At 62.4% G+C, this 26,586-nt stretch carries 23 protein-coding genes and 3 tRNA genes; 10 read left to right on the forward strand and 16 right to left on the reverse strand.

Features of this window, described 5'->3' with window-relative positions:
* Positions 1–11: 11 nt before the first annotated feature.
* Positions 12–1,388 carry a cysteine--tRNA ligase gene (gene cysS, locus ABNP46_RS13330; protein WP_349918409.1) on the reverse strand — a complete coding sequence of 459 codons (1,377 nt, stop codon included), beginning with the start codon at positions 1,386–1,388 and terminating at the stop codon, positions 12–14.
* A gap of 224 nt (positions 1,389–1,612) precedes the next feature.
* Here cysS and ABNP46_RS13335 point away from each other — a divergent pair, with 224 nt between their 5' ends.
* From ABNP46_RS13335 to ABNP46_RS13350, 4 genes are all read left to right on the forward strand, one after another.
* Positions 1,613–2,110 (forward strand): peptidylprolyl isomerase, encoded by a 498-nt coding sequence (locus ABNP46_RS13335; RefSeq protein ID WP_349918410.1) that lies wholly within the window; start codon positions 1,613–1,615, stop codon positions 2,108–2,110.
* Entirely contained in the window at positions 2,100–2,780 is a 681-nt protein-coding gene (locus tag ABNP46_RS13340; RefSeq protein ID WP_349918411.1) for a DUF4269 domain-containing protein, read from the forward strand. The genes ABNP46_RS13335 and ABNP46_RS13340 overlap by 11 nt, the downstream gene beginning before the upstream one ends.
* Positions 2,781–2,793: 13 nt before the next feature.
* Complete coding sequence (lpxH, locus tag ABNP46_RS13345; RefSeq protein WP_349918413.1) at positions 2,794–3,519, forward strand: UDP-2,3-diacylglucosamine diphosphatase; 726 nt, start codon at positions 2,794–2,796, stop codon at positions 3,517–3,519.
* Positions 3,520–3,643: 124 nt separating this feature from the next.
* The gene (locus ABNP46_RS13350) at positions 3,644–3,892 is read left to right on the forward strand and encodes a GlsB/YeaQ/YmgE family stress response membrane protein (RefSeq protein WP_349918414.1); all 249 of its coding nucleotides are present in this window, start codon (positions 3,644–3,646) and stop codon (positions 3,890–3,892) included.
* Positions 3,893–4,228: 336 nt separating this feature from the next.
* Here ABNP46_RS13350 and ABNP46_RS13355 read toward each other — a convergent pair.
* From ABNP46_RS13355 to ABNP46_RS13405, 11 genes are all read right to left on the reverse strand, one after another.
* Positions 4,229–4,315, reverse strand: a tRNA-Leu gene (locus tag ABNP46_RS13355).
* Positions 4,316–4,356: 41 nt separating this feature from the next.
* Positions 4,357–4,430 (reverse strand) — tRNA-Cys (locus ABNP46_RS13360).
* Positions 4,431–4,465: 35 nt separating this feature from the next.
* Positions 4,466–4,541, reverse strand: a tRNA-Gly gene (locus ABNP46_RS13365).
* A 180-nt stretch (positions 4,542–4,721) separates the two neighbouring features.
* Complete coding sequence (pgsA, locus tag ABNP46_RS13370; protein ID WP_100861136.1) at positions 4,722–5,276, reverse strand: CDP-diacylglycerol--glycerol-3-phosphate 3-phosphatidyltransferase; 555 nt, start codon at positions 5,274–5,276, stop codon at positions 4,722–4,724.
* 256 nt (positions 5,277–5,532) lie between these two features.
* The gene (gene uvrC / locus ABNP46_RS13375; protein ID WP_349918416.1) at positions 5,533–7,386 is read right to left on the reverse strand and encodes an excinuclease ABC subunit UvrC; all 1,854 of its coding nucleotides are present in this window, start codon (positions 7,384–7,386) and stop codon (positions 5,533–5,535) included.
* 143 nt (positions 7,387–7,529) lie between these two features.
* Positions 7,530–8,174, reverse strand: coding sequence for a UvrY/SirA/GacA family response regulator transcription factor (uvrY, locus tag ABNP46_RS13380; RefSeq protein WP_349918418.1), 645 nt, complete (start codon positions 8,172–8,174; stop codon positions 7,530–7,532).
* Between the two features lie 210 nt (positions 8,175–8,384).
* Positions 8,385–9,146, reverse strand: coding sequence for a 3-deoxy-manno-octulosonate cytidylyltransferase (gene kdsB / locus ABNP46_RS13385; protein ID WP_349918419.1), 762 nt, complete (start codon positions 9,144–9,146; stop codon positions 8,385–8,387).
* Entirely contained in the window at positions 9,143–9,331 is a 189-nt protein-coding gene (locus ABNP46_RS13390; RefSeq protein ID WP_349918421.1) for a Trm112 family protein, read from the reverse strand. Before ABNP46_RS13390 ends, kdsB begins: the two co-directional genes overlap by 4 nt.
* A gap of 206 nt (positions 9,332–9,537) precedes the next feature.
* Positions 9,538–10,539 carry a tetraacyldisaccharide 4'-kinase gene (gene lpxK, locus ABNP46_RS13395; protein WP_349918422.1) on the reverse strand — a complete coding sequence of 334 codons (1,002 nt, stop codon included), beginning with the start codon at positions 10,537–10,539 and terminating at the stop codon, positions 9,538–9,540.
* The gene (gene msbA, locus ABNP46_RS13400) at positions 10,539–12,314 is read right to left on the reverse strand and encodes a lipid A ABC transporter ATP-binding protein/permease MsbA (protein ID WP_349918423.1); all 1,776 of its coding nucleotides are present in this window, start codon (positions 12,312–12,314) and stop codon (positions 10,539–10,541) included. Before msbA ends, lpxK begins: the two co-directional genes overlap by 1 nt.
* Positions 12,315–12,426: 112 nt before the next feature.
* Positions 12,427–14,652 carry a DNA internalization-related competence protein ComEC/Rec2 gene (locus ABNP46_RS13405; protein WP_349918424.1) on the reverse strand — a complete coding sequence of 742 codons (2,226 nt, stop codon included), beginning with the start codon at positions 14,650–14,652 and terminating at the stop codon, positions 12,427–12,429.
* Positions 14,653–14,680: 28 nt separating this feature from the next.
* Here ABNP46_RS13405 and ABNP46_RS13410 point away from each other — a divergent pair, with 28 nt between their 5' ends.
* The 3 genes from ABNP46_RS13410 (at position 14,681) to ABNP46_RS13420 (ending at position 17,359) form a co-directional block, all read left to right on the forward strand.
* Positions 14,681–15,199, forward strand: a complete 519-nt coding sequence (locus tag ABNP46_RS13410) for a DUF2062 domain-containing protein (RefSeq protein ID WP_349918426.1) — start codon at positions 14,681–14,683, stop codon at positions 15,197–15,199.
* Positions 15,193–15,699 (forward strand): DUF2062 domain-containing protein, encoded by a 507-nt coding sequence (locus ABNP46_RS13415; protein ID WP_349922485.1) that lies wholly within the window; start codon positions 15,193–15,195, stop codon positions 15,697–15,699. Before ABNP46_RS13410 ends, ABNP46_RS13415 begins: the two co-directional genes overlap by 7 nt.
* Before the next feature lie 133 nt (positions 15,700–15,832).
* On the forward strand, positions 15,833–17,359 hold the full coding sequence (locus ABNP46_RS13420) for a helicase HerA-like domain-containing protein (RefSeq protein WP_349918427.1): 1,527 nt from the start codon (positions 15,833–15,835) through the stop codon (positions 17,357–17,359).
* 92 nt (positions 17,360–17,451) lie between these two features.
* On the opposite strand, the gene ABNP46_RS13425 is transcribed toward ABNP46_RS13420, so the two are convergent.
* The 3 genes from ABNP46_RS13425 to ABNP46_RS13435 form a co-directional block, all read right to left on the reverse strand.
* Positions 17,452–18,642, reverse strand: a complete 1,191-nt coding sequence (locus tag ABNP46_RS13425) for an amino acid aminotransferase (protein WP_349918429.1) — start codon at positions 18,640–18,642, stop codon at positions 17,452–17,454.
* A gap of 138 nt (positions 18,643–18,780) precedes the next feature.
* A complete protein-coding gene (locus tag ABNP46_RS13430) occupies positions 18,781–19,755 on the reverse strand; it encodes a hypothetical protein (protein WP_349918430.1) in 975 nt (324 codons plus the stop codon).
* A 212-nt stretch (positions 19,756–19,967) separates the two neighbouring features.
* Positions 19,968–21,005 (reverse strand): porin, encoded by a 1,038-nt coding sequence (locus ABNP46_RS13435; RefSeq protein ID WP_349918432.1) that lies wholly within the window; start codon positions 21,003–21,005, stop codon positions 19,968–19,970.
* Positions 21,006–21,390: 385 nt separating this feature from the next.
* Between ABNP46_RS13435 and dinG the strand changes: the two genes are divergently transcribed.
* The 3 genes from dinG (at position 21,391) to ABNP46_RS13450 (ending at position 25,255) form a co-directional block, all read left to right on the forward strand.
* A complete protein-coding gene (gene dinG / locus ABNP46_RS13440; protein WP_349918433.1) occupies positions 21,391–23,463 on the forward strand; it encodes an ATP-dependent DNA helicase DinG in 2,073 nt (690 codons plus the stop codon).
* 156 nt (positions 23,464–23,619) lie between these two features.
* Positions 23,620–24,279 (forward strand): YccT family protein, encoded by a 660-nt coding sequence (locus tag ABNP46_RS13445; RefSeq protein ID WP_349918435.1) that lies wholly within the window; start codon positions 23,620–23,622, stop codon positions 24,277–24,279.
* 79 nt (positions 24,280–24,358) lie between these two features.
* On the forward strand, positions 24,359–25,255 hold the full coding sequence (locus ABNP46_RS13450) for a histone deacetylase family protein (RefSeq protein ID WP_349918437.1): 897 nt from the start codon (positions 24,359–24,361) through the stop codon (positions 25,253–25,255).
* A 133-nt stretch (positions 25,256–25,388) separates the two neighbouring features.
* On the opposite strand, the gene ABNP46_RS13455 is transcribed toward ABNP46_RS13450, so the two are convergent.
* Entirely contained in the window at positions 25,389–26,534 is a 1,146-nt protein-coding gene (locus tag ABNP46_RS13455; RefSeq protein WP_349918439.1) for an MFS transporter, read from the reverse strand.
* Positions 26,535–26,586: the final 52 nt, after the last annotated feature.

The raw sequence follows: 26,586 nt of genomic DNA on the forward strand, positions 1-26,586 counted from the left end.
CTCCACCGGCCTTAGGCACGGCGCCAGCTGGTCTTGCCGGCGCTGTCTTCCAGCACTATGCCCATCTCGGTGAGACGGGCTCTAGCGGCGTCGGCGGCGGCCCAGTTCTTGTCGGCACGGGCCTGGTTACGCTGGGCGATTAGTTGTTCAATTTCGGCCACTTCGTCGTCGGCCTCGTCACCCTTCAAGAAGGCATCCGGATCCTGCTGCAGAATGCCGAGCACGGCGCCGAGCTCGCGCAGACGGGCACCCAGGCCAGCGGCGACAGCCATGTCTTCGGCTTTCTGGCGGTTGATCTCGCGCACCAGGTCGAACAGGGCGGAGTAGGCTTCCGGGGTGTTGAAGTCGTCATCCATCGCCTCCTTGAAGCGGGCCACCTGCTCGTCTCCACCGGCAGCGGCAACGGCCGGCAGATCGCGCAATGCGGTGTACATGCGCTCCAGGGCGGCGCGGGCCTGCTTCAGGTTGTCTTCCGAGTAGTTGAGCTGGCTGCGATAGTGGCCGGACATCAGGAAGTAGCGCACGGTCTCGGCGTCATAGTGGGCCAGCACGTCGCGAATGGTGAAGAAGTTGCCAAGGGACTTGGACATCTTCTCTTTATCCACCATCACCATGCCGCTGTGCATCCAGGTGTTGACGTAGTCGCCACCGTGGGCGCAGCAGGACTGGGCGATCTCGTTCTCGTGGTGCGGGAACTGCAGATCCGAGCCGCCACCGTGGATGTCGAAGTGGTTGCCAAGGTGCTTGGAGTTCATGGCGGAGCACTCGATGTGCCAGCCGGGGCGACCCGGGCCCCAGGGGCTGTCCCAGGTCGGCTCGCCGGGCTTGGACATCTTCCACAGCACGAAGTCCAGCGGATTGCGCTTGGCATCGACCACGTCGACCCGGGCGCCGGCCTGCAGTTGTTCCAGATCCTGGCCCGAGAGCTTGCCGTAGTCGGCGAAGGACTCGACGATGAACATGACGTCACCGTTGTCCGCCACGTAGGCGTGCTCTTTGGCCAGCAGGGATTGCACCAGCTCGATGATTTCGTGAATGTGCTGGGTGGCGCGGGGTTCGATGTCAGGGCGCACCATGCCGAGGGCATCGAAATCCTGGTGCATGTCGCCGATGAGACGCTCGGTCAGATCGTCGCAGGTAACGTGCGTCTCGGCGGCACGCTTGATGATCTTGTCGTCCACGTCGGTGACGTTGCGCACATAGTTCAGCTCATAGCCGCTGTAGCGCAGGTAACGGGCCACCACGTCGAAGGCGACGAAGGTGCGGCCGTGGCCGATATGACAGTGATCGTAGATGGTGACCCCACACACATACATGCCCACCTTGCCCGGGTGGATAGGTTTGAATTCTTCTTTTTGACGAGTGAGTGTGTTGTAGATCTTCAGCATCTTTAGACCACTGCCTGTGAGTAAAATGGTCTGACATTCTAACCGCATCCGGGGGAGAAAACGAGGCGCAAAACGGGCCGGATCCTGCACCGTCGCCCTTCGCACGCCACATTGGTATCACGCCAGCGCTATGCCGGGCGCCCTTGTTGGGCTAGAATTGCCACCACTTTATGCCATACACCCGTGAGCCCGGCGCGGCTCACCTCACAGACAAGGACAACCTCATGGTTACTCTGCACACCAACCACGGCGACATCACCCTCACCCTGAACGCCGAGAAAGCCCCGGAAACCGTGGCCAACTTCCTGCAATACTGCCGTGACGGTCACTACGACAACACCATCTTCCACCGCGTCATCGACGGCTTCATGATCCAGGGCGGCGGCTATGCTCCCGGCTTCGAAGAGAAAGACACCCGCGCCTCCATCAAGAACGAAGCGGCCAACGGCCTGTCCAACAAGATTGGCACCATCGCCATGGCCCGTACCATGGAGCCGCACTCCGCCAGCGCCCAGTTCTTCATCAACGTGAACAACAACGACTTCCTCGACTTCAAGTCCGCCACCACCCAGGGCTTCGGCTACTGCGTATTCGGTAAAGTGACCGCGGGCATGGACGTGGTCAACAAGATCAAGGGCGTGAAGACCGGCAACTACGGCCGCATGCACCAGGACGTGCCGACCGAAGACGTCGTCATCACCAAGGTGACCCTTGCTGACTGATTGCTGCCATCTCGGCACTGACACAACTGCGGCCCCGGCCGCAGTTTTTCCATCTGCGCTGGCATCGGGTGCAGACGGCGGCCCGAACTGGCGCCGCCTCGACTACCTGGCCCAGGGCAACCCGCGCCAGCGCTCGGCCCACGCCCTGCTCAGCGCCGGACTGTGGGATGAGCTGGCAGATCAGTGCCAGGATCTCGCGCTGGTCAGCACGGTCGCCATCGGGCTGGATCGGCCCGGCAGCGATCTCGACATTCTCTGCCAGCACGGCTCACCCGCCGCCTTCGCGAAACACCTTGCCCGGCACGGCTGGCAGGTCAGCGACAAGGGTCAGCAGGTGTGGCTCGCCGAGCAGACCCATGACGGCCCGGATGGCCAGGCATGGCCCGTCGAGCTCTATATCACCCAAGCGCCCATCGAGACGCGCCACGGCTGGCGCCATCTCAGCCTGATGGCCGCCCTGCTCGAGCGCTTCGGCCACGATTTTTATCTCGCCGTGCTCGCCCTTCGCCATCATGCGGATCTCAAGGGTGAAGCGGCCATCTGCCGGTTGCTCGATCTCCCCGGTGACCCTTATCTGGCCTTGTTGGCCCTGGAGGGTAAGCATCTTGACCAGATTGTCTGGTCAGCGGCGCCCTCCTCGCCTCGCACCGGCGACCTTCCCTTACCATGACGCTCAGGACCCCATGAACACCCTCTTTATCAGCGATATTCACCTCAGCGATACCCGCCCCGACATGACGGCCGCCCTGGTGCGCTTTCTCGAACAGGACGCCCCCGGCACCGATGCTCTCTATGTACTCGGGGATCTGTTCGAATTCTGGGTGGGAGATGACGACCCCAATCCACTCCATCGCCAGGTGGCGGATGCCTTCTTCGCCCTGAGCCAGCAAGGGGTGCCCCTTTACTTCATCCACGGCAACCGTGACTTCCTGCTGGGCAGGCAGTTTGCCAAACGTGCCGGCATGACACTGCTCGGGGACCCTTGCGTCATCGACCTCTACGGGGAGCGGGTGCTGTTGAGCCACGGGGATCTGCTCTGCACCCTGGATGTGGATTATCAGAAGTTTCGTCGCATCACCCAGCAGAAGTGGCTGCGCTGGCTGTTTCTGCGCCTGCCCCTCGCTCGCCGCCAGTCCATCGCCTACAGACTGCGGGGTCAGAGCCAGATGGAGAACGCCGGCAAGCAGCAGACCATCATGGACGTCACCCCCGCGGCAGTGGACGCCATGTTGCGCGCCCATGACTGCGCCCTGATGATCCACGGCCACACCCACAGGCCCGCCATCCACGAATTCAAACTGGATGGCAAACGGGCGCGGCGCATCGTGCTGGGAGACTGGTTCGAGCAGGGGTCCATTCTGGTGTGCTCCCCCGCCGGGCAGCGACTCGAGACCTGTTCACTGGCGTAAACAATGCACGCCCGCCGGGTGGATGGTTCTCATATGACTATTTCTGACCAACCCGAGTCCCTGGCGGGATACATTCCAATCCACTGCGTATACTCTAGGTCTCTCACATAGCGAGGATAGAGTGATGGGATTTATTACCTGGATTGTATTGGGACTGATCGTCGGCATTCTGGCCAAATGGATCATGCCGGGCAAGGATGGTGGTGGTTTCTTCATGACGGTGATCCTGGGCGTGATCGGTGCCATGGTGGGGGGCTATGTCAGCACCCTGCTCGGCATGGGTGACGTTACCGGCTTCAACCTGCCGAGCATCATCATCGCCACCGTCGGCGCCCTGATCGTGCTGTTTATCTACAACAAGGTACGCAGCTGACAGACCCGCTTTCCCTTGGCATAGTGCGCGCCCTCACGGGCAAAGATCCGAAACCCAGTGTTTCGGATTTTTTATGGTCGCGATCCAAGAAGTGACGTACATCAGGCAAGGGGATGACAGGTAGCAACAGACCGCATCCATTCCAGACGATGGGACAGAACCGACGTAAGTAGTGGGGCCGGCAAACTTGCGGCAATGCACTATCCACTCCATCCAATCGTCATCGAACTGAATGGACTTGATCCCAAGTCCGAGGATGTGTGGACAAAAGGTGGACACGAGACAAAAACAAAAAGGCCGCTATTGCTAGCGGCCTTTTTAAGTCTTTGATTTTAATGGTGCCCGAGGCCGGAATCGAACCGGCACGCCGCGAACGGCGAGGGATTTTAAATCCCTTGTGTCTACCGATTTCACCACTCGGGCACCGTAATCGGTATCAAGTCCGCGCGGCGGGCTTGTCAATATGGAGGCACGTTCCGGAGTCGAACCGGACTAAACGGATTTGCAATCCGCTGCATAACCGCTTTGCTAACGCGCCATGCAAAGGAGAGTGAACTCTCGATTGTCTGAATTTGGAGCGGGAAACGAGACTCGAACTCGCGACCCCGACCTTGGCAAGGTCGTGCTCTACCAACTGAGCTATTCCCGCATCGGTCTGGCTGATTGCCTGACTACGAGGACGCATTCTAGCGATGTTCCTCGCCCAGTCAACCAAAAACATTTAATACGCTGATCGTTCGGGCATTTTTTGCCCTTTCCCACACTTTTGCCCCTCATGACCGTTTCCTGGCACCAAGGGCCGGGAAACGGGGGTTTGTGAGGAGACAAACTAGAAGCGGGAGTGATAGCTCAGATCGCCCCACGCGGCCTTCATGTACTGGAACATGGACCAGAAGGTGAGCACGGTCGCCACATAGAGCAGCACGTAGGCGAGCCAGACCATCCAGATGTCGTACTGCCAGATGAGGCCGGTGAGCGACACCATCTGGATCATGGTCTTCCACTTGCCAATCCAGCTGACCGCCACCGAGGAGCGCTTGCCAAGCTCGGCCATCCATTCCCGCAGGGCGGAGATGATGATCTCGCGGCCTATCATGGTCATGGCCGGAATGGTCACCCAGATGGTGTTGTAGTGCTCGACGATGACCACCAGGGCCGCCGCCACCATGATCTTGTCGGCAACGGGATCGAGGAAGGCACCAAACGCGGTGGACTGGTTCAGCTTGCGGGCGAGATAGCCATCAAACCAGTCGGTCGCCGCCGCCAGGATGAAGACGATGGCCGCCGCCACATAGGCCCACTGATAGGGAAGGTAGAACAGGATGACGAAGACGGGGATGAGCAAAATCCGAAAAAACGTCAGCAGGTTAGGAATATTTGTCATTATTTTTCAGCCACTTCTTGTATGCCGCTACAGGGTAGCCCCAAGCCGATTGCCGATGCAACCGGGCGGTGCCCGTCTTGGTCTATGGATCCGTCAATAACCTCAGGATGCCGGTTATTATGGCATTGGCGGCCCCCCGACGTCACGGCTCTTGTATGCCGAAACAGGGCTTTGCCAGATCCCACCGGGCCCGGCGCCCCTGTGCAATACCCTGATCGCCCAGGATGATCCCCGCGCCGATATGACCCTGTTTCTATCACAACGAGTGCAGGGCATCGTGGATGGACTGGGCCAGCTCCTGGCTGATGCCGGGCACCTTGGCGAGCTCGTCCACCCCCGCCTTCTTCACCTCCTGCAGGCCCCCCAGGTATTTGAGCAGGGCCTGCCGGCGTTTGGGCCCGACCCCGGGAATATCCTCCAGGGTACTGGTGGTGCGGGCCTTGGCGCGCCGTGCCCGGTGGCCGGTGATGGCAAATCGATGGGATTCGTCGCGAATGTGCTGGATGAGGTGCAAGGCGGGCATATCCGCCGGCAAGTGCAGCTCTTCGTGGCTATCCCCCATGATGAGGGTCTCCAGCCCCGCCTTGCGGGTCACCCCCTTGGCGATCCCCACCAGCAGTGGGTGTTTGCCGCCGAGGAACTCGAGCTGTCGCGCCAGGATCTCTTCGGCCCGGCGCAACTGGCCGAGGCCGCCGTCGATAAACAGCACATCCGGCACCTTGTCCGGCTCCTGCTGCTTGCCAAAGCGCCGCTCCAGCGCCTGCTCCATGGCGGCGTAGTCATCCCCGCCGGTGATGCCGTCGATATTGAAACGGCGGTATTCGGAGCTGAGCGGCCCCTCCCGGTTGAACACCACACAAGACGCCACGGTGCGCTCCCCCATGGTATGGGAGATATCGAAACACTCCATGCGGGCGATGGGGGCCTCCAGCTCCAGCAGCTCCTCCAGCTGGGTGAAGCGGGCGGTGGTGGTGCTCTTGTGGGCGAGGCGCGAGCGCAGCGCCGTCTCGGCGTTGATGGCGGCCAGCTTGATGAAACGGGCCCGCTCGGAGCGAGTGCGGCTCTGCACCCGCACCTTGTAACCGGCGGTCTGGCTCAGGGTCTCGGCGATGACGCTTTCATCCTCCAGCGCCACGTCCAGCAGCACTTCGCTCGGGATCTGCCTGCCCCCCTGCCCCGACAGGTAGAACTGCAGCAGGAAGGATTGCACCACCTCGTCGAGCGGCGTATCCGCCGGCACCTTGGGGAAGTAGCTGCGCGAACCCAGCACCTTGCCCTGACGGATGAAGAGCACATGGATGCAGGCGGTGCCCTGTTCGAAGGCCACCCCCACCACATCCAGCTCGTCCAGCACATTGCCACTCACCGATTGCTGCTCGGTGACCCGGCGTAGGGCCTGGATCTGATCCCGGTAGCGGGCCGCTTCCTCAAAGCGCAGATCGCCGCTGGCGGACTCCATCTTGCCCACCAGCTCCCCTATCACCTGCTGGTCCTTGCCCGCGAGGAACAGCTTGGCCAGCTCCACCTGCTGGGCGTACTCCGCCTCGCTCACCAGACCCGCGACACAGGGGCCGGCGCAACGCTTGAGCTGATAGAGCAGGCAGGGACGGGTGCGGTTGGCATAGACGGCGTCCTCGCACTGGCGCACCGGGAAGATTTTCTGCATCAGGTGCAGGCTCTCGCGCACGGCGCCACCGGACGGATACGGGCCGAAGTAGTCCCCTTTCACCTTGCGGGCCCCACGGTGGACGCCGATGCGAGGATGACGATGGCTGGTGATGATGATCCAGGGGTAGGACTTGTCGTCGCGCAGCAGCACGTTGTAGCGCGGCTGGTACTGCTTGATGAGGTTGTGCTCGAGGATCAGCGCCTCGGTCTCGGTGTGGGTCACCGTCACCTGGATGTCGGCTATCTGGCGCACCAGGGTGCGGGTCTTGATGCTGTCGACATGGGTGCGAAAGTAGGAGGCGAGTCGCTTCTTGAGATCCTTGGCCTTGCCCACGTAGATGACGGTGCCGCCAGCATCATACATGCGGTAGACACCGCTCTGGTTGGTGACCGCACTCAGGAAGGACTTGCTGTCGAAATGGGGTTCAGGAGAAGGGATCATCGGCGACTCGATTCAGGACAAGATTCTCGGGGGATCATACTGCGCCCCGCCACCGGAAAGCAAAACCGAGCGGCGACAGAAGCAGCCAGGGCCATCAAGCAAAAAGGCGGCCCGGGCCGCCTTTTTCAACACACTCAACCCGATCAGAGGGTATCGGCATCCAGCATGCCGTAGCGAATGGCCAGATGGGTCAGCTCCACATCCCCGTTGATGTCGAGCTTGCTGAACAACCGGTAGCGGTAGCTGTTGACCGTCTTCGGACTCAGGTTGAGCTGCTCGGAGATGTCGGTCACCTTCTGCCCCTTGGTGATCATCATCATGATCTGCAGCTCGCGCTCGGAGAGGGACTTGAAGGGGTTCTCGTCCGCCGAGGCGAACTGGCTCAGGGCCATCTGCTGGGCAATCTCCGGGGAGATGTAACGCTGGCCGGAGTGTACCAGCCGGATGGCGTGGATCATCTCGTCAGGCGCAGCCCCCTTGGTCAGATAACCGGCGGCACCCGCCTGCATCACCTTGGTCGGGAAGGGGTTTTCTGAATGAATGGTCAGCACTATGATGCGCACATCGGGCCGGATCCGCAGGATCTTGCGGGTCGCTTCCAGACCGCCGATCCCCGGCATGTTCATGTCCATCAGGATCACGTCGGGGTGATGTTGCCGGCAGAAGGCCACGGCCGTCTCGCCGCTCTGTGCCTCGCCCACCACCTTGATCCCGCGGACATCTTCCAAAATGCGTCTTATCCCTGTACGCACCAACTCATGATCATCGACCAGGAATACATTAATCACCCATACACCCCGTTTCTTATGTCGTTATATGCCAGTTAGGGTTAACACGGCGTCTTGCATCATAACCAAACTCGGTGATTTGGCAAACCATGGCCGGTAAAAGTTTGAAACTCTCCATTAATGCCGTTTTAAATCAACTAATTATGTAAAGTTTCAACCAAAAAACGGCGCCTTGAGGCGCCGTTTCGGGTCTGATTGCCGTGATCTTTATCAGGGGGCCAGCAGGGCACGCACCTTGTCCAGATCCCGCTGGGTATCCACTCCCACGGGGGGGGCTTCCAGCGCCAGGGCCACGTGGATCTTCTCCCCGTACCAGAGCACCCGCAGCTGCTCCAACGCCTCGATCTGCTCGAGGGCGCTCGGCGCCCAATCCACGTAACGCTGGATGAAACCGGCGCGATAGGCGTAGATGCCGATATGGCGCTGATAATGCGCCCCGATCTCTGCGTGGCTCTGGGCAAAGCGATCCCTGTCCCACGGAATGGAGGCGCGACTGAAGTAGAGGGCATAGCCCGCCTGGTCGGTCACCACCTTCACCGCATTGGGATTGAACGCCTCTTCGGCATCCTGGATGGGCACGGAGAGGGTCGCCATGGGGGCGCTGGCACTGGCCAGGTTGTCCGCCACCTGGCGGATGATGGCGGGGGGAATGAGGGGCTCATCCCCCTGCACGTTGACGATGATGGTATCGGCGGCAAAACCGTAGTGACGGCACACCTCTGCCAGACGCTCGGTGCCGGACTGGTGATCCGGGGAGGTCATGCACACCTCGGCTCCCGTCTCGCTGGCCACCGCAGCCAGTGCGCTTTGTACCCGCACGTCGTCGGTGGCAACGATCACCCGATCCGCACCGGACTGCAGGGCTTTTTCCACCACGTGCTGCACCATGGGTTTGCCATGGATGTCCGCCAGCGGCTTGCCCGGCAGCCGGGTCGAGGCGTAGCGGGCCGGAATGACGACGACGAAGCTCATGGGTTCAGCTCTTCGAGTGCCAGGGCGCGGGCGCGGTTCTCCAGCAACACAGGTATCCCCTCCTCCAGCGGATAGGCCAGCTTGTCGAAGCGGCAGATCAGCTCATGGGCGGCCTTGTTGTAGTGCAGCTTCCCCTTGCAAACCGGGCAGGCGATGATGTCGAGCAATTTGATATCCAGTGCCACAACGAAACTCCTTTGACGATTTCGGACAGGCGATCCCGGTCAGTAATGCCGGGCAATCCAGTGGGCATGTCCGGCGCCGATGACGAGTACCCCTGCGGGCACAGGCCTGGTATTCACGCCGGACATCGCCATATTTTCAACTGATTGGGCCGCTGTGGCAGTCATTACCCAAGGTAAATCTCGCACCAGCAGCACAAATACGATGTTTATTTATTCACATTAGCACGAGGTGCTGCCACATCCCCACGGGTCGTGGCCAAGGAGGCCAGCAGGGCATCGAGCAAGGAGGTCGGCAGCGCCGCGCTGACCGGCAGATACCACCAGTGGTCCGGCGCGAAGTCCCGGCACTTGACCGCGTCCTTCTCCGTCATCAGCAAGGGACGCTCGCCGAAGCGGGCCAGCAGCTCGGCGCGGTCGAACGCCTGGTGATCCGCGTAGCCGACGCTCTGCTTGAGTTCATAGCCAAGGCTGGTGAGGGTCGCGAAGAAACGGGGAGGATGACCGATTCCCGCCAGGGCATCGATTTCGCGCGGCAAAGGCTCGGTGGCCGGCATGTCGTCTCGCACCCGGCGCGGCGTATCCGCCACCAGTTGCATGGGGTATTCCCCCCTCGCCGGGGTGCCGCCATTGCAGATGATGGCATCCACCCGCTGCAAGCGGGTCATGGGCTCGCGCAGGGGCCCCATGGGCAGCAGGCAGCCATTGCCGAAGCGGCGCATGCCGTCCACCACCACCAGTTCCAGATCCCGGGCCAGGGCATAGTGCTGCAGGCCGTCGTCGGTGATGATGATGTCCACCTCAGGCTCCAATCGCTGCACCGCATCGGCGCGCTTGGGGGCCACCACCACCGGGCAGCCACAGCGCCGGGCGATCAGTACGGGCTCATCCCCCGCCTCGGCCGTGGTGCTGTTCTCATCCAGTCGATACGGATAATGGGGCGCCTTGCCGCCGTAGCCACGGCTCACCACCCCGGGTTTGAAGCCGCGAGCCTGCAACTGCTCCACCAGCCAGACCACGACCGGGGTCTTGCCGTTGCCACCGACCGAGATGTTGCCGACGACGATGACCGGCAGACTGGCGCGATAGGCTTTGAGCCAGTCGCGTCGATAGGCAGAGCGGCGCACGCCGCTGATGAGGGCGAACAAGAGCGCGAAGGGGGCCAGCGCCCAGCGCCAGCCACTCTTCTCGTACCAGAGCCGCTCCAGCATCAGGCCTGCTGGCTCGCGGCGGGTTGGCTGGCACCGAACTGGATGGCGCGCAGCTGGGCATAGGTGCCCTGCTGGCTCATCAGTTCGCTGTGGTTGCCGCGCTCGACGATGTGACCCTCGTCGATCACCAGGATCTCGTCCGCCTTCTCGATGGTGGAGAGGCGGTGGGCGATGACCAGGGAGGTGCGCGCCTTGCACAGCTCGTCGATGGCCGCCTGGATGTGACGCTCGGACTCTGTGTCCAGGGCCGAGGTGGCCTCATCCAGCAGCAGCACGGGGGCGTCGCGCAGCAGGGCGCGGGCGATGGCGATGCGCTGGCGCTGACCGCCAGACAGGGAGGCGCCGTTCTCACCGATGACGGTGTCGTAGCCTTCCGGCATCTTGCGCACGAACTCGTCTGCGTGGGCGATGCTGGCCGCGTGCTGGATCTGTTCCCGGCTGTAGCGATCTTCCGCCGCGTAGGCGATGTTGTTGGCCACGGAGTCGTTGAACAGATGCACGTGCTGGGAGACCAGGGCGTACTGCTTGCGCAGCTCGCTCAACTTGTATTCGCGGATATTGACCCCGTCCAGCAGGATCTCCCCCTGCTCGATGTCGTAGAAACGGGTCAGCAGGCTCGCGATGGTGCTCTTGCCGGAGCCGGAGCGCCCCACCAGGGCCACTGATTTGCCCGCCTCGACCTTGAAGCTGACATTGTGCAGCGCCGGAGTCTCCTTGGTCGGGTAGGTGAAGGTGACATTGCGAAACTCGATTTCACCACGGGCCCGCTCCAGGGTGCGGGTGCCGGTGTCCTCTTCCGGGGTGGAGTCGAGCAGGCCGAACAGGCTCTGACAGGCGGTGATGCCGCGCTGGAACTGGTTGTTCACGTCGGTCAGGCTTTTCAGCGGCTTGAGCAGCATCATCATGGAGGTGACCATGACGGTGAAGGTCCCCGCGGTCAGGGTCGCCTTAACGCTGTCGATGGTCGCCACATAGAGGAAGACCGCCAGGGCCACCGAGGCCACCATCTGCACGATGGGGCTGCCGATGGCATCCGCCGCCACCATCTTCATGGTCTGCTGGCGCATGCGGTTGCTGACGGAGAAGAAGCGCTTGTCCTCCACCTCCTGGCCACCGAACATCAGCACCTCCTTGTGACCCTTGAGCATCTGCTCGGTGGAGGTGGTGATATCTCCCACCGCCTGCTGGATCTGGCGGCTGATCTTGCGAAAACGACGGCTGATGAGACCAATGAGGACGCCCACTACCGGGCCCACCACCAGGAAGATCACCGACAGTTGCCAGGAGTGGTAGAACATCAGGCCCAGCAGGCCGATAACGGTGGCCCCTTCCCGCACCAGGGAGACCAGGGTCGAACTCGCGGCGGAGGAGACCTGGCCGGCGTCATAGGTCACCTTGGAGAGCAGGTTACCGGTATTCTGGCGGTCGAAGAAACTCATGGGCATGGCCATCAGGTGGCTGAACACCTGCTGTTGCAGCCGCATCACCACATGGTTGCCGACCCAGGCCATGCAGTAGTTGGAGAGGAAGGCGGCGCAGCCACGCAAGGCGACGATACCCAGCACGAAGAAGGGCATCCACTTGAGCACGCTACTGTCGTTGCCGTTGAGCCCCTGATCGATGAGCGGCTTGATGGAATAGACGAAGGTGGTATCCACGGCTGCATAGCCCAGCATGCCGATGATGCCGCCAACCAGTCCCAGTTTGCGATCCCGGACATAACCGAGCAGGCGCTTGAAGACGGGCCAGCTCTCTTGTGAGGTTTCTTGTTGCATGAATAGCCGTAATTGAAGGAAATGACGGGCTATTCTAGCCAAAGCGCAGGCTTACACCAAGCACCGCCATCACGCCGCGCGCTGACAACATGGAAAATAGCGAAGGCATGCCCTACCAACCCCAGAGTCTGGGCCGCCACCAGTCGCCGTTTCGCCGATACCATGGCCCCTCTTCCCGCTCGGCCCGGATCTTGAGTCCCGCCCCCTCGGCTTCGACCAGGATGGCACCATCCTGCCCCGTCACCCATTGATGCGCCCCCGCGTATCTGGCCACCACTTCGGGCTTGGGAAATTGCCACTGATTCATGAAACCCGCGCTATGAATGACAAAGGCCGGACTGACCACCGCCACGAAGCCCGGTGTCGAGGAGGTGCGGCTGCCGTGGTGCGGGCTGATCAGCAGGGTGCTGGCAAGCCTCCCTACATGCCCCTCAGCGTTTTCCAATACCAGCAGGCGACGCTCCGCTTCCTTCTCGATATCGGCACTGAGCAACATGCGGCGAGGGCCGTCGCTTATCTGCACCACACAGCCATCGTTGTTGTGTCCCGCTCCCGGCCGCACAGGCCACAGCACCGCAAACTCGAGCCCCTGCCAGCGCCACCGCTGACCACGCTGGCACAGCTGGGTGCCTGGGCTGAATGCAAAGGAGGAGATCTCCCGGCGCACCGGCAACGCCTGCAGCACGGCGAGACGATTGCCCGCGTGATCCTTGTCCTTGTGGCTGATGATGAGGGCATCCAGTACCCGGATGCCGAGTCGGTTCAGCACGGGCAGGATGGCGGCATCGGCCATGTTGTAGCCGCCGGGGTAGCGATCGCCGGTATCGTAGAGGATGCCCCTCTCCCCCCGACTGATGAGCACGGCCAGCCCCTGTCCCACGTCCAGCACCCGCAGTTGCCAGGGGCTGGGCGCAGGCCATGCAGCCAGCAGCAGGGCCGTGCCCACCGGCAGCGCCAGGTAGCGCCCCCCCGGTAGACGCCAGCCCGCCCACACAAGGATGAGCAGCAGACTCGTCGGCATCAGCCAGCCCGGCACCGGCCACCAGAGCTGAAGATGGCTCGCCAGCAGGTTCACGCCCCAGAGCACCCACTCCAGTCCGCATGCCGAGAGCCAGAACAGACCGTGGGCGAGCGTGGTGGAAATGGGCGCCACCAGCACGCCGATGAGTGCCAGCGGGATGATGCCGATGCAAAACAGCGGCAGAGCCAGCAGATTGAACAGCAGCGTCAGGGGGGCCATCCCCTCGAACAACAACAGTTGCAAGGGCAGCAGACCGACTAGCAGCAGAACTTGCAGACGCATCAGGCCGGGTCTGGCCATGAGATGGCTCGCCAGCAGCAGGAGCGCCACCGCGAGGAAGGAGAGCCAGAAACCCGCCGAGTAGAGGGCGAAGGGATCCCAGAGCGTGAGTACGACGAAGGCCCACAACCAGATGCGATGACTCGGCCAGTCACGCCGTCGCCAACGCAGCAGGCTCCAGACCGCCACCATGATGAGGGCCCGCTCGGTGGCCACCGCAAATCCTGCCAGGGCGCTGTAGACAGCGGCAAACAGCAGCGACACAACTATGGCGGCGCGCAAGCCGAACAGGCGCCCGAGCCACCACCCGAGCACCGCCACCAGGGCGATATGCTGGCCCGAGATGGCGATGATATGAGTCAGGCCGCTGCCACGAAACAGATCCCACTGGGCATCCGAGATCCCGCCCTGCTCGCCAAAGGTCAGCGCCGCCAGCAACGGTGCCTGAGACAGTCCAGCCCAGGCGAGACGGGCCTCGGCCAGCCAGCGTTCACGCCAGCCGGGGGCGACAGCCGCCAGCGCCACCACCCGGCGCAGGTTGCCGGTGGCGGTGATCCCCTTGCCCAGCAGCAGTCTTCGCCCGTCCATGCCCGCCTCGTTGGCGAGCCCGTGGGCCGGCTTGAGCGTGCTCACCAGGGTGATCCGACTACTGGCGGACAGAGGGGGCAACCCCTGGTAGGCGTTGACGCGGATCAGGGGCGAAGGACGGATGGTTTTCTCATCCAGGGTGTCGAGGCGCAGCAGCAGACGAGCAAATTTATCCCCCTCTTTCCCTCCAGAGGACTCCGTACTTTGCACCTCTGCGGTTATCATGTGGGCAGTCTGCTCCTCCAGACTCCCAAGCCAGGCCAGCCGATATTGCAGACTGACCTGCATCCAGAGCATGCCGAGCAGCAGGAACAGCCAGGGCCAATGACGGCCATGGGCCAGCCAGAGAGCGAACATCAGCAGCACGGCCCCCCATGCCATCGAGGGGAGCCAGGGCCAGAGCAGTGAGGAGCTTGCCCCTAGGGCAAACGACAATAGACGCAGATCCATTGAGCAAGTATTTAGCAAGGTTTCAAACATGCCCAAACGACTCATCAAACGCTGGCTGCCCGATCAGGAGAAGCTCAAGGAGCACAAGCATTTACGCCTGTTTGGCAAGCTGTTGCTCGATGCCAACCTCTGGCACCTCAACCGGCGCTCCGCCGCCGGTGCCTTCGCGGTGGGCCTCTTCATGGCCTGGATCCCGCTCCCCTGCCAGATGCTGCTGGCCGCCGGCGGCGCCATCGCCTGCCGGGTCAACCTGCCCCTCTCCGTCGCCCTGGTCTGGCTCTCCAACCCCTTCACCATGCCGCCGCTGTTCTACGGTGCCTATCTGGTGGGATGCCAGCTGCTGGGCCAGCCCCATCAACATATCGAGATAGAGTTCACCTGGGCCTGGCTGGTCTCGGTATTCGAAACCCTGGCTCCGCCCCTGTTGCTGGGCTCCCTGGTGCTCGCCCTGCTGAGCTCCCTGCTCGGCTACGCCCTGATCCGCACCTTCTGGCGCATCAACACGGTGCGTCAATGGCAGAAACGCAAGGTGGCACGGGCATGCTGAAGCAGTGGTTAGCCCGCCTGAAGCTGGATCCCGAAACCCTGCGCCAACAGAAATGGTTTGCCCTGTTCGGCGAGCGGCTGCTCGCTCCGGCACTGTGGCAGGGTGGGCGCCGCGCCCTCTGCGGCGCCATCGCCTCCGGCATCTTCGCAAGCTGGGTGCCCATGCCCATGCACTCCCTGGTCGCGGTGGCCCTAGCCCTCGTCTTCAGTTTCAACCTGCCGCTGGCCCTGCTGGCAGTCTGGTTCAACAACCCCCTGACCCTGCCCTTCATGTACCTGTGGGCCTATCACACCGGTTGCCTGATGCTGGGGCACCCCCCCGAACCCTTCCACCTCAACTGGTCACTGCACTGGCTGGAACACGAGGCGGCCACCCTGGTGCCCCCCTTCCTGCTCGGCAGCTTGCTGCTCGCCCTGATCACGGCCGCCACCGGGGCCCTGCTCACCTTGTTGCTGCTGCAACTGGCTCGCCTCGGCAAGGGTCAACCCCGGCGCCCCTGAACGCATAACTTTCGAGGCGAATGAATGACATAAGGGAGGCCGACGCGAGGGTGTCCCTTGCCATCATCTGGCTCTGCCACCACACTCCTATCAGTCTGTTTCCTCTTTGGTCGACTGCGATAAGGAGCCCTCCATGGCCGAACCACTGACCCTCGCCTACGCCAATGGCCAGCCCATCACCCTGCTGCCCGCACTGGCCAACCGTCACGGCCTCATCACCGGCGCTACCGGGACCGGCAAGACCGTCACCCTGCAGGTGATGGCGGAAGGCTTCTCCCGCATCGGGGTACCGGTGTTCCTGGCGGACGTCAAAGGGGATCTCGCCGGACTGGGTGCCCCAGGAGCCCCCTCCACCAAGTTCGATGCCCGCCTGGCGCAGCTCGGCATCCCCGCACCCGAATTTGCCGCCAGCCCGGCCATCTTCTGGGATCTCTTTGCCGAGCAGGGCCACCCGGTGCGGGCCACCGTCTCCGACATGGGTCCCCTGCTGCTGGCCCGGCTGCTCGGGCTGAACGACACCCAGAGCGGGGTGCTGGAGCTGGTGTTCAAGGTGGCGGACGACGAGGGGCTGCTGCTGCTCGACCTGAAAGACTTGCGGGCCATGGTGCAGTTTGTCGGGGAGAACGCCAAGTTCCTCACCACCCGTTATGGCAATGTCTCCACCGCCTCGGTCGGGGCCATCCTGCGCAACCTGCTCACCCTGGAGAGCGCCGGGGGGGATCACTTCTTCGGCGAGCCCATGCTGGATATCCAGGATCTGCTGCAGACCGACGGCGCCGGCAGGGGCCACATCAATGTGCTGGCCGCCGCCAGACTGACCCAGTCCAGCCGGCTCTATGCCTGCTTCCTGCTCTGGCTGCTCTCCGAGCTGTTCGAACAGTTGCCCGAGGTGGGGGATCCCGAACGCCCTACACTGGTGTTCTTCTTCGACGAGGCGCATCTCCTGTTCAATGACGCGCCCAAGGCATTGCTCGAAAAGATAGAGCTGGTGGTGCGTCTCATCCGCTCCAAAGGGGTCGGCGTCTATTTCGTCACCCAGAGCCCGGCCGACATCCCTGACTCGGTGCTGGGGCAGCTCGGCAACCGGGTTCAGCATGCCCTGCGCGCCTTCACCCCGAGCGATCAGAAGGCGGTGCGCATTGCCGCCAACACCCTGCGAGCCAACCCCGCCTTCGACGCCGCTGGGGTCATCACCGAGCTAGGCGTCGGTGAGGCGCTCGTCTCCCTGCTCGATGAGAAGGGGCGCCCCAGCGTGGTGGAGCGCGCCTTCATCGCTCCCCCCGCCAGCCGCATCGGGCCACTGACGGGGGCCGAGCGTCAGACTCTTGTCCAGAGCTCATTGCTGCACGGCCGCTATGAGCAGATCGAGGACAGGGAGTCCGCCTTCGAGCGGCTCAAGGGCAATGAGAATGAGGAAAAAGCGGCCGGGGATGAGAAATCAAGCCCTTCCCCGACCCCGAAGAGCCAGCCTGAGCAGGGGGGGCTGCTCGATGCCCTGAGCGGCATGCTGTTTGGCCGTACCGGCCCCCGTGGCGGCCAGCACGACGGGGTGGTGCAAACCGCCGCCAAGAGCGTGGCCCGCACCCTCGGCAACGAGGTGGGACGTCAGCTGATCCGCGGCGTGCTGGGATCCCTGCTGGGGGGCAAGGGGCGGCGCTAGTCCCCACGATAACCCGACATAAAAAAGCCCGCCGAATTGGCGGGCTTTGCGTGCGCCCTGGCGGGCAGGCGTTTGGTTTAGCGCGAGTCGCCTTACAGCACCTTGGCGATGGCATCGCACAGGGGATCGATGTTGGCACGGGTGATCCCGGCCACGCTGATCCGGCCGGAGCCGACGATATAGATGGCAAACTCGCTCTTGAGGCGCTCCACCTGATCTTTCGAGAGACCGGAGAAGGAGAACATGCCGTTCTGCTCGCGGATGAAGCCAAAGTCCTGGGCGACACCACGCTCGGCGAGCTTCTCCACCAGCAGCTCGCGCATCTCGCGGATCCGCACGCGCATGGCGGTCACCTCTTCCACCCACTCGGCATAGAGGGCCGGATCGCTGACGATGGCCGTCACCACGGCGGCGCCATGTGACGGCGGATTGGAGTAGTTGGCACGGATGACGGTCTTCACCTGGGTGAAGGCCACATCGGCCACGGCCTTGCTCGCACTCACCAGGGTGAAGGCGCCGACCCGCTCGTTGTAGAGGCCGAAGTTCTTGGAGAAGGAGCTCGCCACCAGCAGCTCGTCGTGGCACGCGGCGAAGATCCGCAGCCCTTGTGCATCCTCTTCGATGCCACGGGCAAACCCTTGATAGGCGAAGTCAAACAGCGGCAACCAGCCGGCGGCGGCGCTCTGCTTGGCCAGGGCCTGCCACTGTTCGGTGGTCGGATCGATACCGGTCGGGTTGTGGCAGCAGCCGTGCAGCAGTACCAGATCGCCGGCCTGCGCTTCGGCCAGCGAGGCCTGCATGGTGGCGAAGTCGAGGCCCTTGGTGGCGGCATCGTAGTACTTGTACCATTTCACGGAGAGACCGGCGGCCTGGAACACGCTGACATGGTTGGCCCAGGTGGGATCGGAGATCCAGATGGTCTTGGCGAGCCCGTTGCGCACCACGAACTCGGCGGCGATACGCAGCGCCCCTGTACCGCCCGGTGCCTGCGCCGTCTTGGCGCGGCCGCTGGCGATCAGGGCGGAGTCCTGCCCGAACAGCAGTTGTTGCACGATGCGGGCGTACTCGGGGTTGCCCTCGATACCGAGATAATTCTTGGTCTTCTCGTCACCGAGCAGCTTCTGTTCGGCCTTCTTGACGCAGTGCAGTATGGGGGTGGCACCGGACTCATCCTTGTAGATACCGACCCCCAGATTGATCTTGCGGTTACGAGTATCGGCACGGAAGGCTTCGGTCAGGCCCAGAATAGGATCCGCTGGGGCGGCAACAACCTTTTCAAACATGGTAGTCCCTGTATTCCATTGAATGTGTTGGGTGGCAGGCGCGTTTTTGAAACAAAAAAGTGGCAAACAAAAGCGCCCGCAGGGGAGCGCATTGTCAGCTCTTTATACCACCCTGCTCAATAGGGGAAAACCGCTTTTTCACAGACATCTTTGACCACTTACACTGCCCAGGTCACCGACGGCATGCCACTCATGCGCCAGGGCGCAGACTTCGGCGGACAAACCGCTGTTTGACTCGATCAAATCGCTACAAAGTGCCACCAGTGGCCGCGGGATCCGGCTCGGTTCCCAGGGGCGGGAATCCACCAGGGGCGAGGCATAGGCCTCCTTGATGGGGGCCAAGACCCGTGGCAGCCACCAGCTCGCCGGCCGCCCAAGCCGCTCGGCCAGCATCAGCACCCGATCGATGGCCGCGGGCTCCAGCGCCCCCAGGTGACTCCAGAGCACCTGAGGCGGCAGTGCGGCAATCAGGGACCGCAGGGCGCCGGGTTCATCGGGGGGCAGCCAGACCAGCAGGGCATCATCGGGCAATGCCAGCTCCGCGAAGGCGCCGAGAGAATTGGTGCTGATCACTCGCTGCATATGCCCCTCCCTCCACAGGATCTTGCCAAGGCCCCCCAGGGTGCGAACGGGCAGCGCCACCTCGCCGAGACTCTCCAGCCAGGGCCCCGCATCCAGCAGGCGCCCCCCGCTGAAAAACAGGCTGAACGGATGCGCGGCCCGCAGCCGCAGGGATTGATCCCGACACAGCCCAATCCCCTTGTCTTCGAAGTTGATCTGCTCGACGGGGCTGAAGCTGCCCTGCCCTTTGCGATAGAGCGCCGCCAGTACCCGCTCGTTGACCCGCTCCCCCAGCAACCAACCCTGCCCATGCAGCCACTCCTCCGGCTCGGGCGGGGCGCAGGCCATCTCGGCCAGGGTCAGCTCACGGGTCAGATAGCGGCGGCCCGCCGGCGTCAGCTCATAGCGATGATTGCCAAGGGCCAGCAACAGCTGATTGTCTCTGAGCATGCCGATGAGCGGCTGCCATTGGCGCGCACGCAACACAGGGGCGGCATCGGCCAGCAACTGCTGCGCCAGCGCCCGCCACTCGGGGTGGGTAAAATCGATCAAGCCTGCTCTTCCCTGTCGGTCAACTTTCCTTCAACAAGTTGAATAATCTAGCGATCCAGCTTGAGAGAGCCAAGGGAAAAAGCGTGGCAACGTGATGCTGCGCGGGAATGAGTGGGAGAGGTCGGAGGAGGTGTTGTGTGGGAAGGGCACAAAAAACAAAACGGCCAAGCGAAGCTTGGCCGTTTACTCACTAACTCAGTCTCAAGACTGGATTAGAAGTTGTATTGCAGGGCAACGGTGAACTCGTCATCCACGTTGTCGATACCCTGGATCTTGTACTCGGTGTAAGCCTTGAACTTGGAGGTGAAGTTGTACTGCACGCCCAGCAGGGTCTCATCAACAATATCTTCGTAAGAAGCATTGGCGGAGTTGGAGGCAACCTTGCCTTCCTTGAAGTTGTAGCCGGCCAGGAAGGTCCAGGCGTCAACGTTGTAGGAAGCAGCCAGCTCGTAGCCACGGCCCTTGTCCTTGTCGCTACCGAAGGCAGTGTTGTCGTAGCTCAGGTCACCCTGGGTGTAGACACCGGCGAAGTAGAAGCCGTTGATGGCGTAGTGTGCGCCCAGGGCCCACTCTTTCTTGTCGCCAGAAGCGGAAGTGGTGGTGCTTTCCAGGTCGGAGTAAGCGTAACCGGCGTCGAAGCCCAGACCGAAGTCGAAGTCATAACCAGCAGCGGCAGCATAGCCGTACTTACGTTTTACGTTCGGACCGTATACGGCGTCTTCAGTGATGCCTTGGCCGATGTCGGTAACCTTGACGGCTACGTCATCGTTGGTCTGGTAGGACAGCTTGCCGCTGAAACCGCCAAAGCTGTTGGAGTAGATGATCTGACCTTCTTGACGGCCGTCGTAGAAGTTACCTACGTCACCCCATTCGTTGAAGATATCGGTCGGCTCCAGCACGTCGTAGAACGCGGTGTCGGTTTGACCGAAGATGATCTTACCGTACTGGGTACCGTCCAGGCCGACATAGATGTGACGGGAGTTGAACTTGTTGTCAGAGTTTTCAGCAGAAACTTGCCACTCGGTCTTGGCGATACCGGACCAAGTGTTGTTCAGCGCAACTTTACCGGACCAGCCCAGACGGGAAGAACCAACCAGCTCGGTATCAGCGTCGTCATGGTCAGCGTATACGTTAGCCTGAACACGGCCGTAGATATCAAAAGAGGTACCGTCTTTGTCATAAACGACTGCGGCGTTAGCGGCAGAAGCGAACAGAGCCGGGATTGCGATAGCCAGAATTGTCTTTTTCATAGTTGTTTCCAATGCCTACTGTAATTAAACACTAAGTCCTTGTTATTCCCTGTGTTAGCGATGTTCTTTGCATCACTATGCCGCCGAGACTATCACCGGGTTTTCCTATCCGCAACGAAAAAACTTGGAACTTTTTGCGAAATGCTTAGTCAAAGCAAAAATTTTGTGAGCTGACTCTCACATTGACAGCCCCTGAAAGGGAAAACGTTTACAGCGATTATCGCTGCATTAATAACCCAGTCTGGTGGTTTATTGCACCGATTTGAGTCCTCATACTATAAATGCGGCGCCAGGGATCCCTTCCCCTGTCACTCCCTGCCTCGACCCCACCGCCTTGTTGCGGGTATCCTGTCTGCACCTCCCCCGCATCGGCCAGACTTCATTTATGCTATCGACCCGCCTCAAAGCCACCATTCGCAATACTTATCGACAGATTGCCGATGGTTTACCCGGCTTTGTGCCCCGTAAAGAGCAGAACTTTCTGGTGGCCGAGATAGCCAAGACCCTGACCGGTGAATACGACAGGGCCCGCCGGATCCTGGTAGCCGAGGCGGGCACCGGCATCGGCAAATCCCTCTCCTACGCCCAGGGTGCCATCCCGGTGGCACGCCTCACCCAGAAGAAGCTGGTGATCTCTACCGCCACCGTCGCCCTGCAAGAGCAGCTCATCCACAAGGACTTGCCCTTCTACCACAGGCACAGCGAGCTGCCGTTCCGGTTCATGCTGGTCAAGGGACGCCAGCGTTACTGCTGCGAACACTTGCTGGAGCAGGCGGCGAGCGGCGGCGAGATGGCCAACTTCGAGCTCGATTTCGGGGCTTTGAGCAAACACAAGCCTTCCGATGCCGACAAAGAGCGCTATCAGGCGCTGTGGCAGGCCTATACCGAGGGCAAGTGGGACGGCGATCGGGACAACTGGCCCAAGCCCATCCCGGATCTCTGCTGGGACAGGATTGCCGCCGACCGCCACAGCTGCAACAAGGCCCTGAGCCATCACCAGCACTGCCCCTTCCACCGCGCCCGCAACGACATGGATGCCGCCGACGTGCTGGTGGTCAACCACGCCCTGCTGCTCTCGGATCTCACCATGGGGGGCGGCATCATTCTGCCGCCGCCGGATGAGTGCATCTATGTGCTGGACGAAGCCCATCACCTGCCGACCATCGCCCGGGATCACGGGGCCGCTTCCGCCAGCGTCAAGGGTTCGCGCCGCTGGCTGGAGAAGCTGGTGCAAAGTGCCGGCAAACTGGCCCGGGCGCTGAACAAGGAGAGCCTGCTGGACCCTCAGCTCAAGTTGCAGGATGCGCTGGCCTCCCTGCAGCCGGATCTCAAGGCGCTGGAGCAGTGGCTCGCCGGCAACGATCACCTGTTTGGGGGGGAGCAGCATCATCGCTTCGCCGACGGGGTGCTGCCGGATCCCCTGCCCATGCTGGCGGAGAATCTGAAAGAGGCGAGCAAGAAGGCGCTGCGTGCGCTGGACAGGATGCAGGGGGCCATCGGCGAGGCTCTCAAGGATGGGGAGATCCGCCGCAAGGAGGCCGAGCCCCTGCTGGCGGAGAGCGGTTTTCACCTGCAACGACTCGAGAGCTTCTGCGCCCTGTGGGAGATGCTGAGCCGCCACGTGCCCACCGGCAAGACGCCACTGGCCCGCTGGATGGCCAAGGGGGAGGATGGCGACATCTGGCTGCACGCCTCCCCCATCGAAGTGGGTTATCTGCTGGAGGAGTGGCTCTGGTCAAAATGCCTTGGCGCCGTGCTGGTGTCGGCCACCCTCACCGCCCTCTCCTCCTTCAGTTACTTCCGCCATCAGGTGGGGCTCAAGGAGCACGATGGCACCCGCTATCTGCGATTGCGTTCCCCCTTCGACTACCACAAGGCGGAGCTCTATCTGCCCAAGATGGTCCATGAGCCCAGCGCCCCGGCCTTCACCCAGGAGCTGATAGAAACTCTGCCCCGCCTGGTGGCGGGCAAGGAGGCGAGCCTGGTGCTCTTCTCCTCCTACCGGCAGATGAACGAAGTGGCGGCGGGAGTGCGGGCCAAGGGGCTCTCCCTGCTAGTACAGGGGGAGGCATCTCGCAGCGCCCTCTTGACCCTGCACAAACAGAAGTGCGACGGCGGCCAGGCCAGCATCTTGTTTGGTACCGGCAGCTTCTCCGAGGGGCTGGACCTGCCCGGCCACTACCTCACCAACCTGGTGATCACCAAGCTCCCCTTCGCGGTGCCCAACTCCCCGGTGGAAGAGGCCACCGCCGAGTGGATTGAGCAGCGCGGCGGCAATCCCTTCCTGCAGCTGACGGTGCCGGAGGCGTCCCGCAAGCTCATCCAGGCCTGCGGTCGCCTCATTCGCAAGGAGGCCGACAGGGGGCGGGTCACCATTCTCGACCGGCGCCTGCTGACCAAGCGTTACGGCAAGGGGCTGCTGGATGCCCTGCCGCCCTTCACCCGACGGGTGGAGTAGGCCAAAGGATCGACTGCCCGCCCCTTCTCCTGCGAGAAAATACGCTGCAAACCCGGTCAGAGACGCCCTAAACACCTATTGCCGCTGTGCGGCAAACCTGTAAAAATGAGCCCCTATTTTTCAGTGGGCACTCGCCTGACTGTTCAAGGAGATGAAATGAAACTGACTGTTCTGGTACCGGCCCTGGCTGGTCTGTTGTGGGCAGGTAGCGCCCTGGCCGCTAGCCAACTGGAAATAAACAATCCCTACGTCATCCAGCTGCTCGACGGTGAACCCGTCAACCCGCAACTGCTCGACAAAGCCACCGTCTTCTCCATCGAGCCTGGCCGGCACCAGGTCGTCGTCGCCTTCGAAGGCAACTACTCCAGCCGCAGCGAAACCAAGCTGGTGACCGCCGAGCCCCTGGTGATCAACTTCAACGCCGCCGACAACCAGCAACTGTTCCTCGACTTCAAGAAACCCCGCAAGGAAGAGGAAGCTCGTCGTTTCATCAAGGATCAGAACGTGGTCCTGAAAGACAAAGCCACCGGCCAGGCTCTGAAGACCGAGCAATTCATCATGCCGACCGTGGGTGGCTTCCAGCTGACCCGTGACTACCAGCAAGAGCTCATCAAGATGGGCAAGGCATTCAATCAGCCCAAAACCGTTGCCGTCTCCACCGCCGCCGTGATGGCTGCCGCCAGCGCGCCGGTCGAAGTGGCGCCGAGCAAGGCCATGAGCAACCCGGAAGCCCTGACCCAGCTGCAGAGCTGGTACAACAAGGCCGATGCCGAGACCCGCAAGGCATTCCAGATCTGGGTGATCCAGCAGCAGTAATGGCCACGCCATATCGATGCCAAAGGGGAGCCATGCTCCCCTTTTTCACGCCCTTCTCAAACCTTGGGCAGGCCGCCTCATGACGCTTCGCATCTTCCATCACGACAGCTATTCCGCCCTCGCTCTGCCGGCGCGCCACCGCTTTCCCCTCGCCAAGTACCAGGCGCTGCAGCAGACCCTGTCGGCCCGGGGTTATCCCCTGGCACTGACGGCCCCCGCCAGCCGGGAGCAGCTCACCCGCGTTCATGACGAGCACTATGTGGAGGCCGCCCTCACCGGCGCCCTGGGCCGGGACGCCATCCGCCGACTCGGCTTTCCCTGGTCGCCCCTGCTTATCGAGCGTACCCTGCACTCGGTCGGGGCAACCATTGCCGCCAGCCGCCATGCCCTGGCCGAAGGGTGCGGCCTGCAGATCTCCGGTGGCTACCACCATGCCCACCGGGACTATGGCAGCGGTTTTTGCCTGTTCAACGATCTGGTGATTGCGGCCCAGACCTGTCTCGACGAGGGACGCTGCGAGCAGGTGCTCATCGTGGATCTCGATGTCCATCAGGGGGATGGCAGTGCGGCCCTGTGCACGGAGAGCCGGGAGATCATCACCCTCTCCCTCCATGGGGAGCGCAACTTCCCCTTCCACAAGCCCGCTTCCCATCTGGATTTCCCGCTGCCAGAGGCCATGGAGGACGATGCCTACCTCACCCCCCTGGAGCAGGCCCTCGCCCTGGCGCTGCGCCTCTATCAGCCGGATCTCATCCTCTATCAGGCCGGGGTGGATGTGCACCATGCCGACGAGCTGGGGTTTCTCTCCCTGAGCGATGCCGGGGTGCGCCAACGGGACGCCATGGTCTTTGACTGTGCGCGGCAGCATGGGCTGGCCATCGCCGCCGTGCCGGGAGGTGGCTATCGGCGAGACTGGCAGGCCCTGATCCCCCTGCATCTCTCCCTGTTTGAGGAGGCGCGGCGCCGCTTCGGCTAGCCCGCTCACCCCAAACGAAGAGGCGGCCCAGGGGCCGCCTCTTCTTTATATAAAGCACAACAGTGACGGCTCAGCTCGCCCCCAGGATTGGCTAGCCGATTGACGGCCCGGTATCTGGCGCCTTTGCCCACCCTCAGGCATGAGCCACCGGCGTCCTGTGTGTCCCCATCTTGCGCAGCAGCATCAGCAGATAGATGAAGGAGACGCAGGCTATCATGACGAACAACAGGTTATCCGAGTAGCGCTGCATCAGCATCGCGGTCAGGGTCGGCCCCAGCAGACTGCCGATGGTATAGCTCAGCAGCAGCGCCTGGTTCATCGCCACCAGCTGATGCTGTTCGACCTTCTCGCAGGCCCAGGCCATGGCCACCGGATAGAGCGTGAATCCCGCCGCCCCCAGGATGAACAAGGTCGGCCCCATGGCCGCGTTGCCGAGCATCCCCAGGGCCCCCAGGATCACCACGAACACCTGCACCCTCAGCACCGGCAAGCGTCCGAACCTGTCCGCCAGACGGCCGATGGGCCACTGCCCCAGGATGCCGGCACTCACCATCACCGCCATCCAGAAGCCGATGCCCCCGTCGCTCACGCCCTGATGATTCAGGTAGAGCGGCATCAGGCCATAGAGGGATCCCAGCACGATGCCGGAGATGATGCAGCCATCGACCCCGAGACGGGCCGATCGCAGGCGCAGCATGGGCCAGACCAGGGTGGTACTCTGCTGTTCCCCGTGCGCATTGACGATGCGAGTGAACAGCAATGGCAAGCTGGCCACCAGTATCAGACCGGTGACCCAGGGCAATACCGCCATCAGCCCGGTCGGCACCTTGCTCACCAGGAGTTGCCCCAGCACCGTGCCCACGTAATAGACCATCATGTAGGCGGCCAGCAGACGGCCACGGTTGTGGGCGGTGCCGCTGCACATCAGTGCACTCTCCACCACCACCCAGATCATGGCGCAGCCGACCCCGGCGAGGAAACGCCAGCCGAGCCAGTTCCAGAATTCGAGGCTGATCCCGAGGCCTACACAGCCTGCGGCGAAGAGCAGGGAGGCCAGGTAGTAACTGCGGTTGAAGCCGACCCGTTTGATGAGCGACCCCGCCAGCAGGGTGCCCAGCAGGTTGCCGCTGAAATAGGAGGAGCTGACCATGCCCACCTGCCAGGTCGGCAGTTTTTCATGGGCCAGCCAGAGCGGTACCAGGGTATTCAGCACCGCGATGGCCAGGGTCAGCAGCAGGCCACAGAGCAATAACAGCACTGGCCGGGTATATGTGGTCATGGATAAAACCGTGGGGAGAGGCAAAAATGCGAGCGCATCATGCCACCGCCAA

The organism is Aeromonas veronii, assembly GCF_040215105.1.
Taxonomy (GTDB): Bacteria; Pseudomonadota; Gammaproteobacteria; order Enterobacterales; family Aeromonadaceae; genus Aeromonas; species Aeromonas veronii_G.

Excerpts from the sequence above, each read along its gene's own strand:
- dinG (WP_349918433.1), top strand. The coding sequence starts at position 21,391 with ATGCTATCGACCCGCCTCAAAGCCACCATTCGCAATACTTATCGACAG.
- lpxH (WP_349918413.1), top strand. The coding sequence starts at position 2,794 with ATGAACACCCTCTTTATCAGCGATATTCACCTCAGCGATACCCGCCCC.
- ABNP46_RS13410 (WP_349918426.1), top strand. The coding sequence starts at position 14,681 with ATGCCCAAACGACTCATCAAACGCTGGCTGCCCGATCAGGAGAAGCTC.
- ABNP46_RS13350 (WP_349918414.1), top strand. The coding sequence starts at position 3,644 with ATGGGATTTATTACCTGGATTGTATTGGGACTGATCGTCGGCATTCTG.
- ABNP46_RS13420 (WP_349918427.1), top strand. The coding sequence starts at position 15,833 with ATGGCCGAACCACTGACCCTCGCCTACGCCAATGGCCAGCCCATCACC.
- ABNP46_RS13425 (WP_349918429.1), bottom strand. The coding sequence starts at position 18,642 with ATGTTTGAAAAGGTTGTTGCCGCCCCAGCGGATCCTATTCTGGGCCTG.
- pgsA (WP_100861136.1), bottom strand. The coding sequence starts at position 5,276 with ATGACAAATATTCCTAACCTGCTGACGTTTTTTCGGATTTTGCTCATC.
- ABNP46_RS13435 (WP_349918432.1), bottom strand. The coding sequence starts at position 21,005 with ATGAAAAAGACAATTCTGGCTATCGCAATCCCGGCTCTGTTCGCTTCT.
- kdsB (WP_349918419.1), bottom strand. The coding sequence starts at position 9,146 with ATGAGCTTCGTCGTCGTCATTCCGGCCCGCTACGCCTCGACCCGGCTG.
- msbA (WP_349918423.1), bottom strand. The coding sequence starts at position 12,314 with ATGCAACAAGAAACCTCACAAGAGAGCTGGCCCGTCTTCAAGCGCCTG.
- lpxK (WP_349918422.1), bottom strand. The coding sequence starts at position 10,539 with ATGCTGGAGCGGCTCTGGTACGAGAAGAGTGGCTGGCGCTGGGCGCTG.
- ABNP46_RS13450 (WP_349918437.1), top strand. The coding sequence starts at position 24,359 with ATGACGCTTCGCATCTTCCATCACGACAGCTATTCCGCCCTCGCTCTG.
- ABNP46_RS13445 (WP_349918435.1), top strand. The coding sequence starts at position 23,620 with ATGAAACTGACTGTTCTGGTACCGGCCCTGGCTGGTCTGTTGTGGGCA.
- ABNP46_RS13405 (WP_349918424.1), bottom strand. The coding sequence starts at position 14,652 with ATGGATCTGCGTCTATTGTCGTTTGCCCTAGGGGCAAGCTCCTCACTG.
- ABNP46_RS13335 (WP_349918410.1), top strand. The coding sequence starts at position 1,613 with ATGGTTACTCTGCACACCAACCACGGCGACATCACCCTCACCCTGAAC.
- ABNP46_RS13415 (WP_349922485.1), top strand. The coding sequence starts at position 15,193 with ATGCTGAAGCAGTGGTTAGCCCGCCTGAAGCTGGATCCCGAAACCCTG.
- uvrC (WP_349918416.1), bottom strand. The coding sequence starts at position 7,386 with ATGATCCCTTCTCCTGAACCCCATTTCGACAGCAAGTCCTTCCTGAGT.
- ABNP46_RS13455 (WP_349918439.1), bottom strand. The coding sequence starts at position 26,534 with ATGACCACATATACCCGGCCAGTGCTGTTATTGCTCTGTGGCCTGCTG.
- cysS (WP_349918409.1), bottom strand. The coding sequence starts at position 1,388 with ATGCTGAAGATCTACAACACACTCACTCGTCAAAAAGAAGAATTCAAA.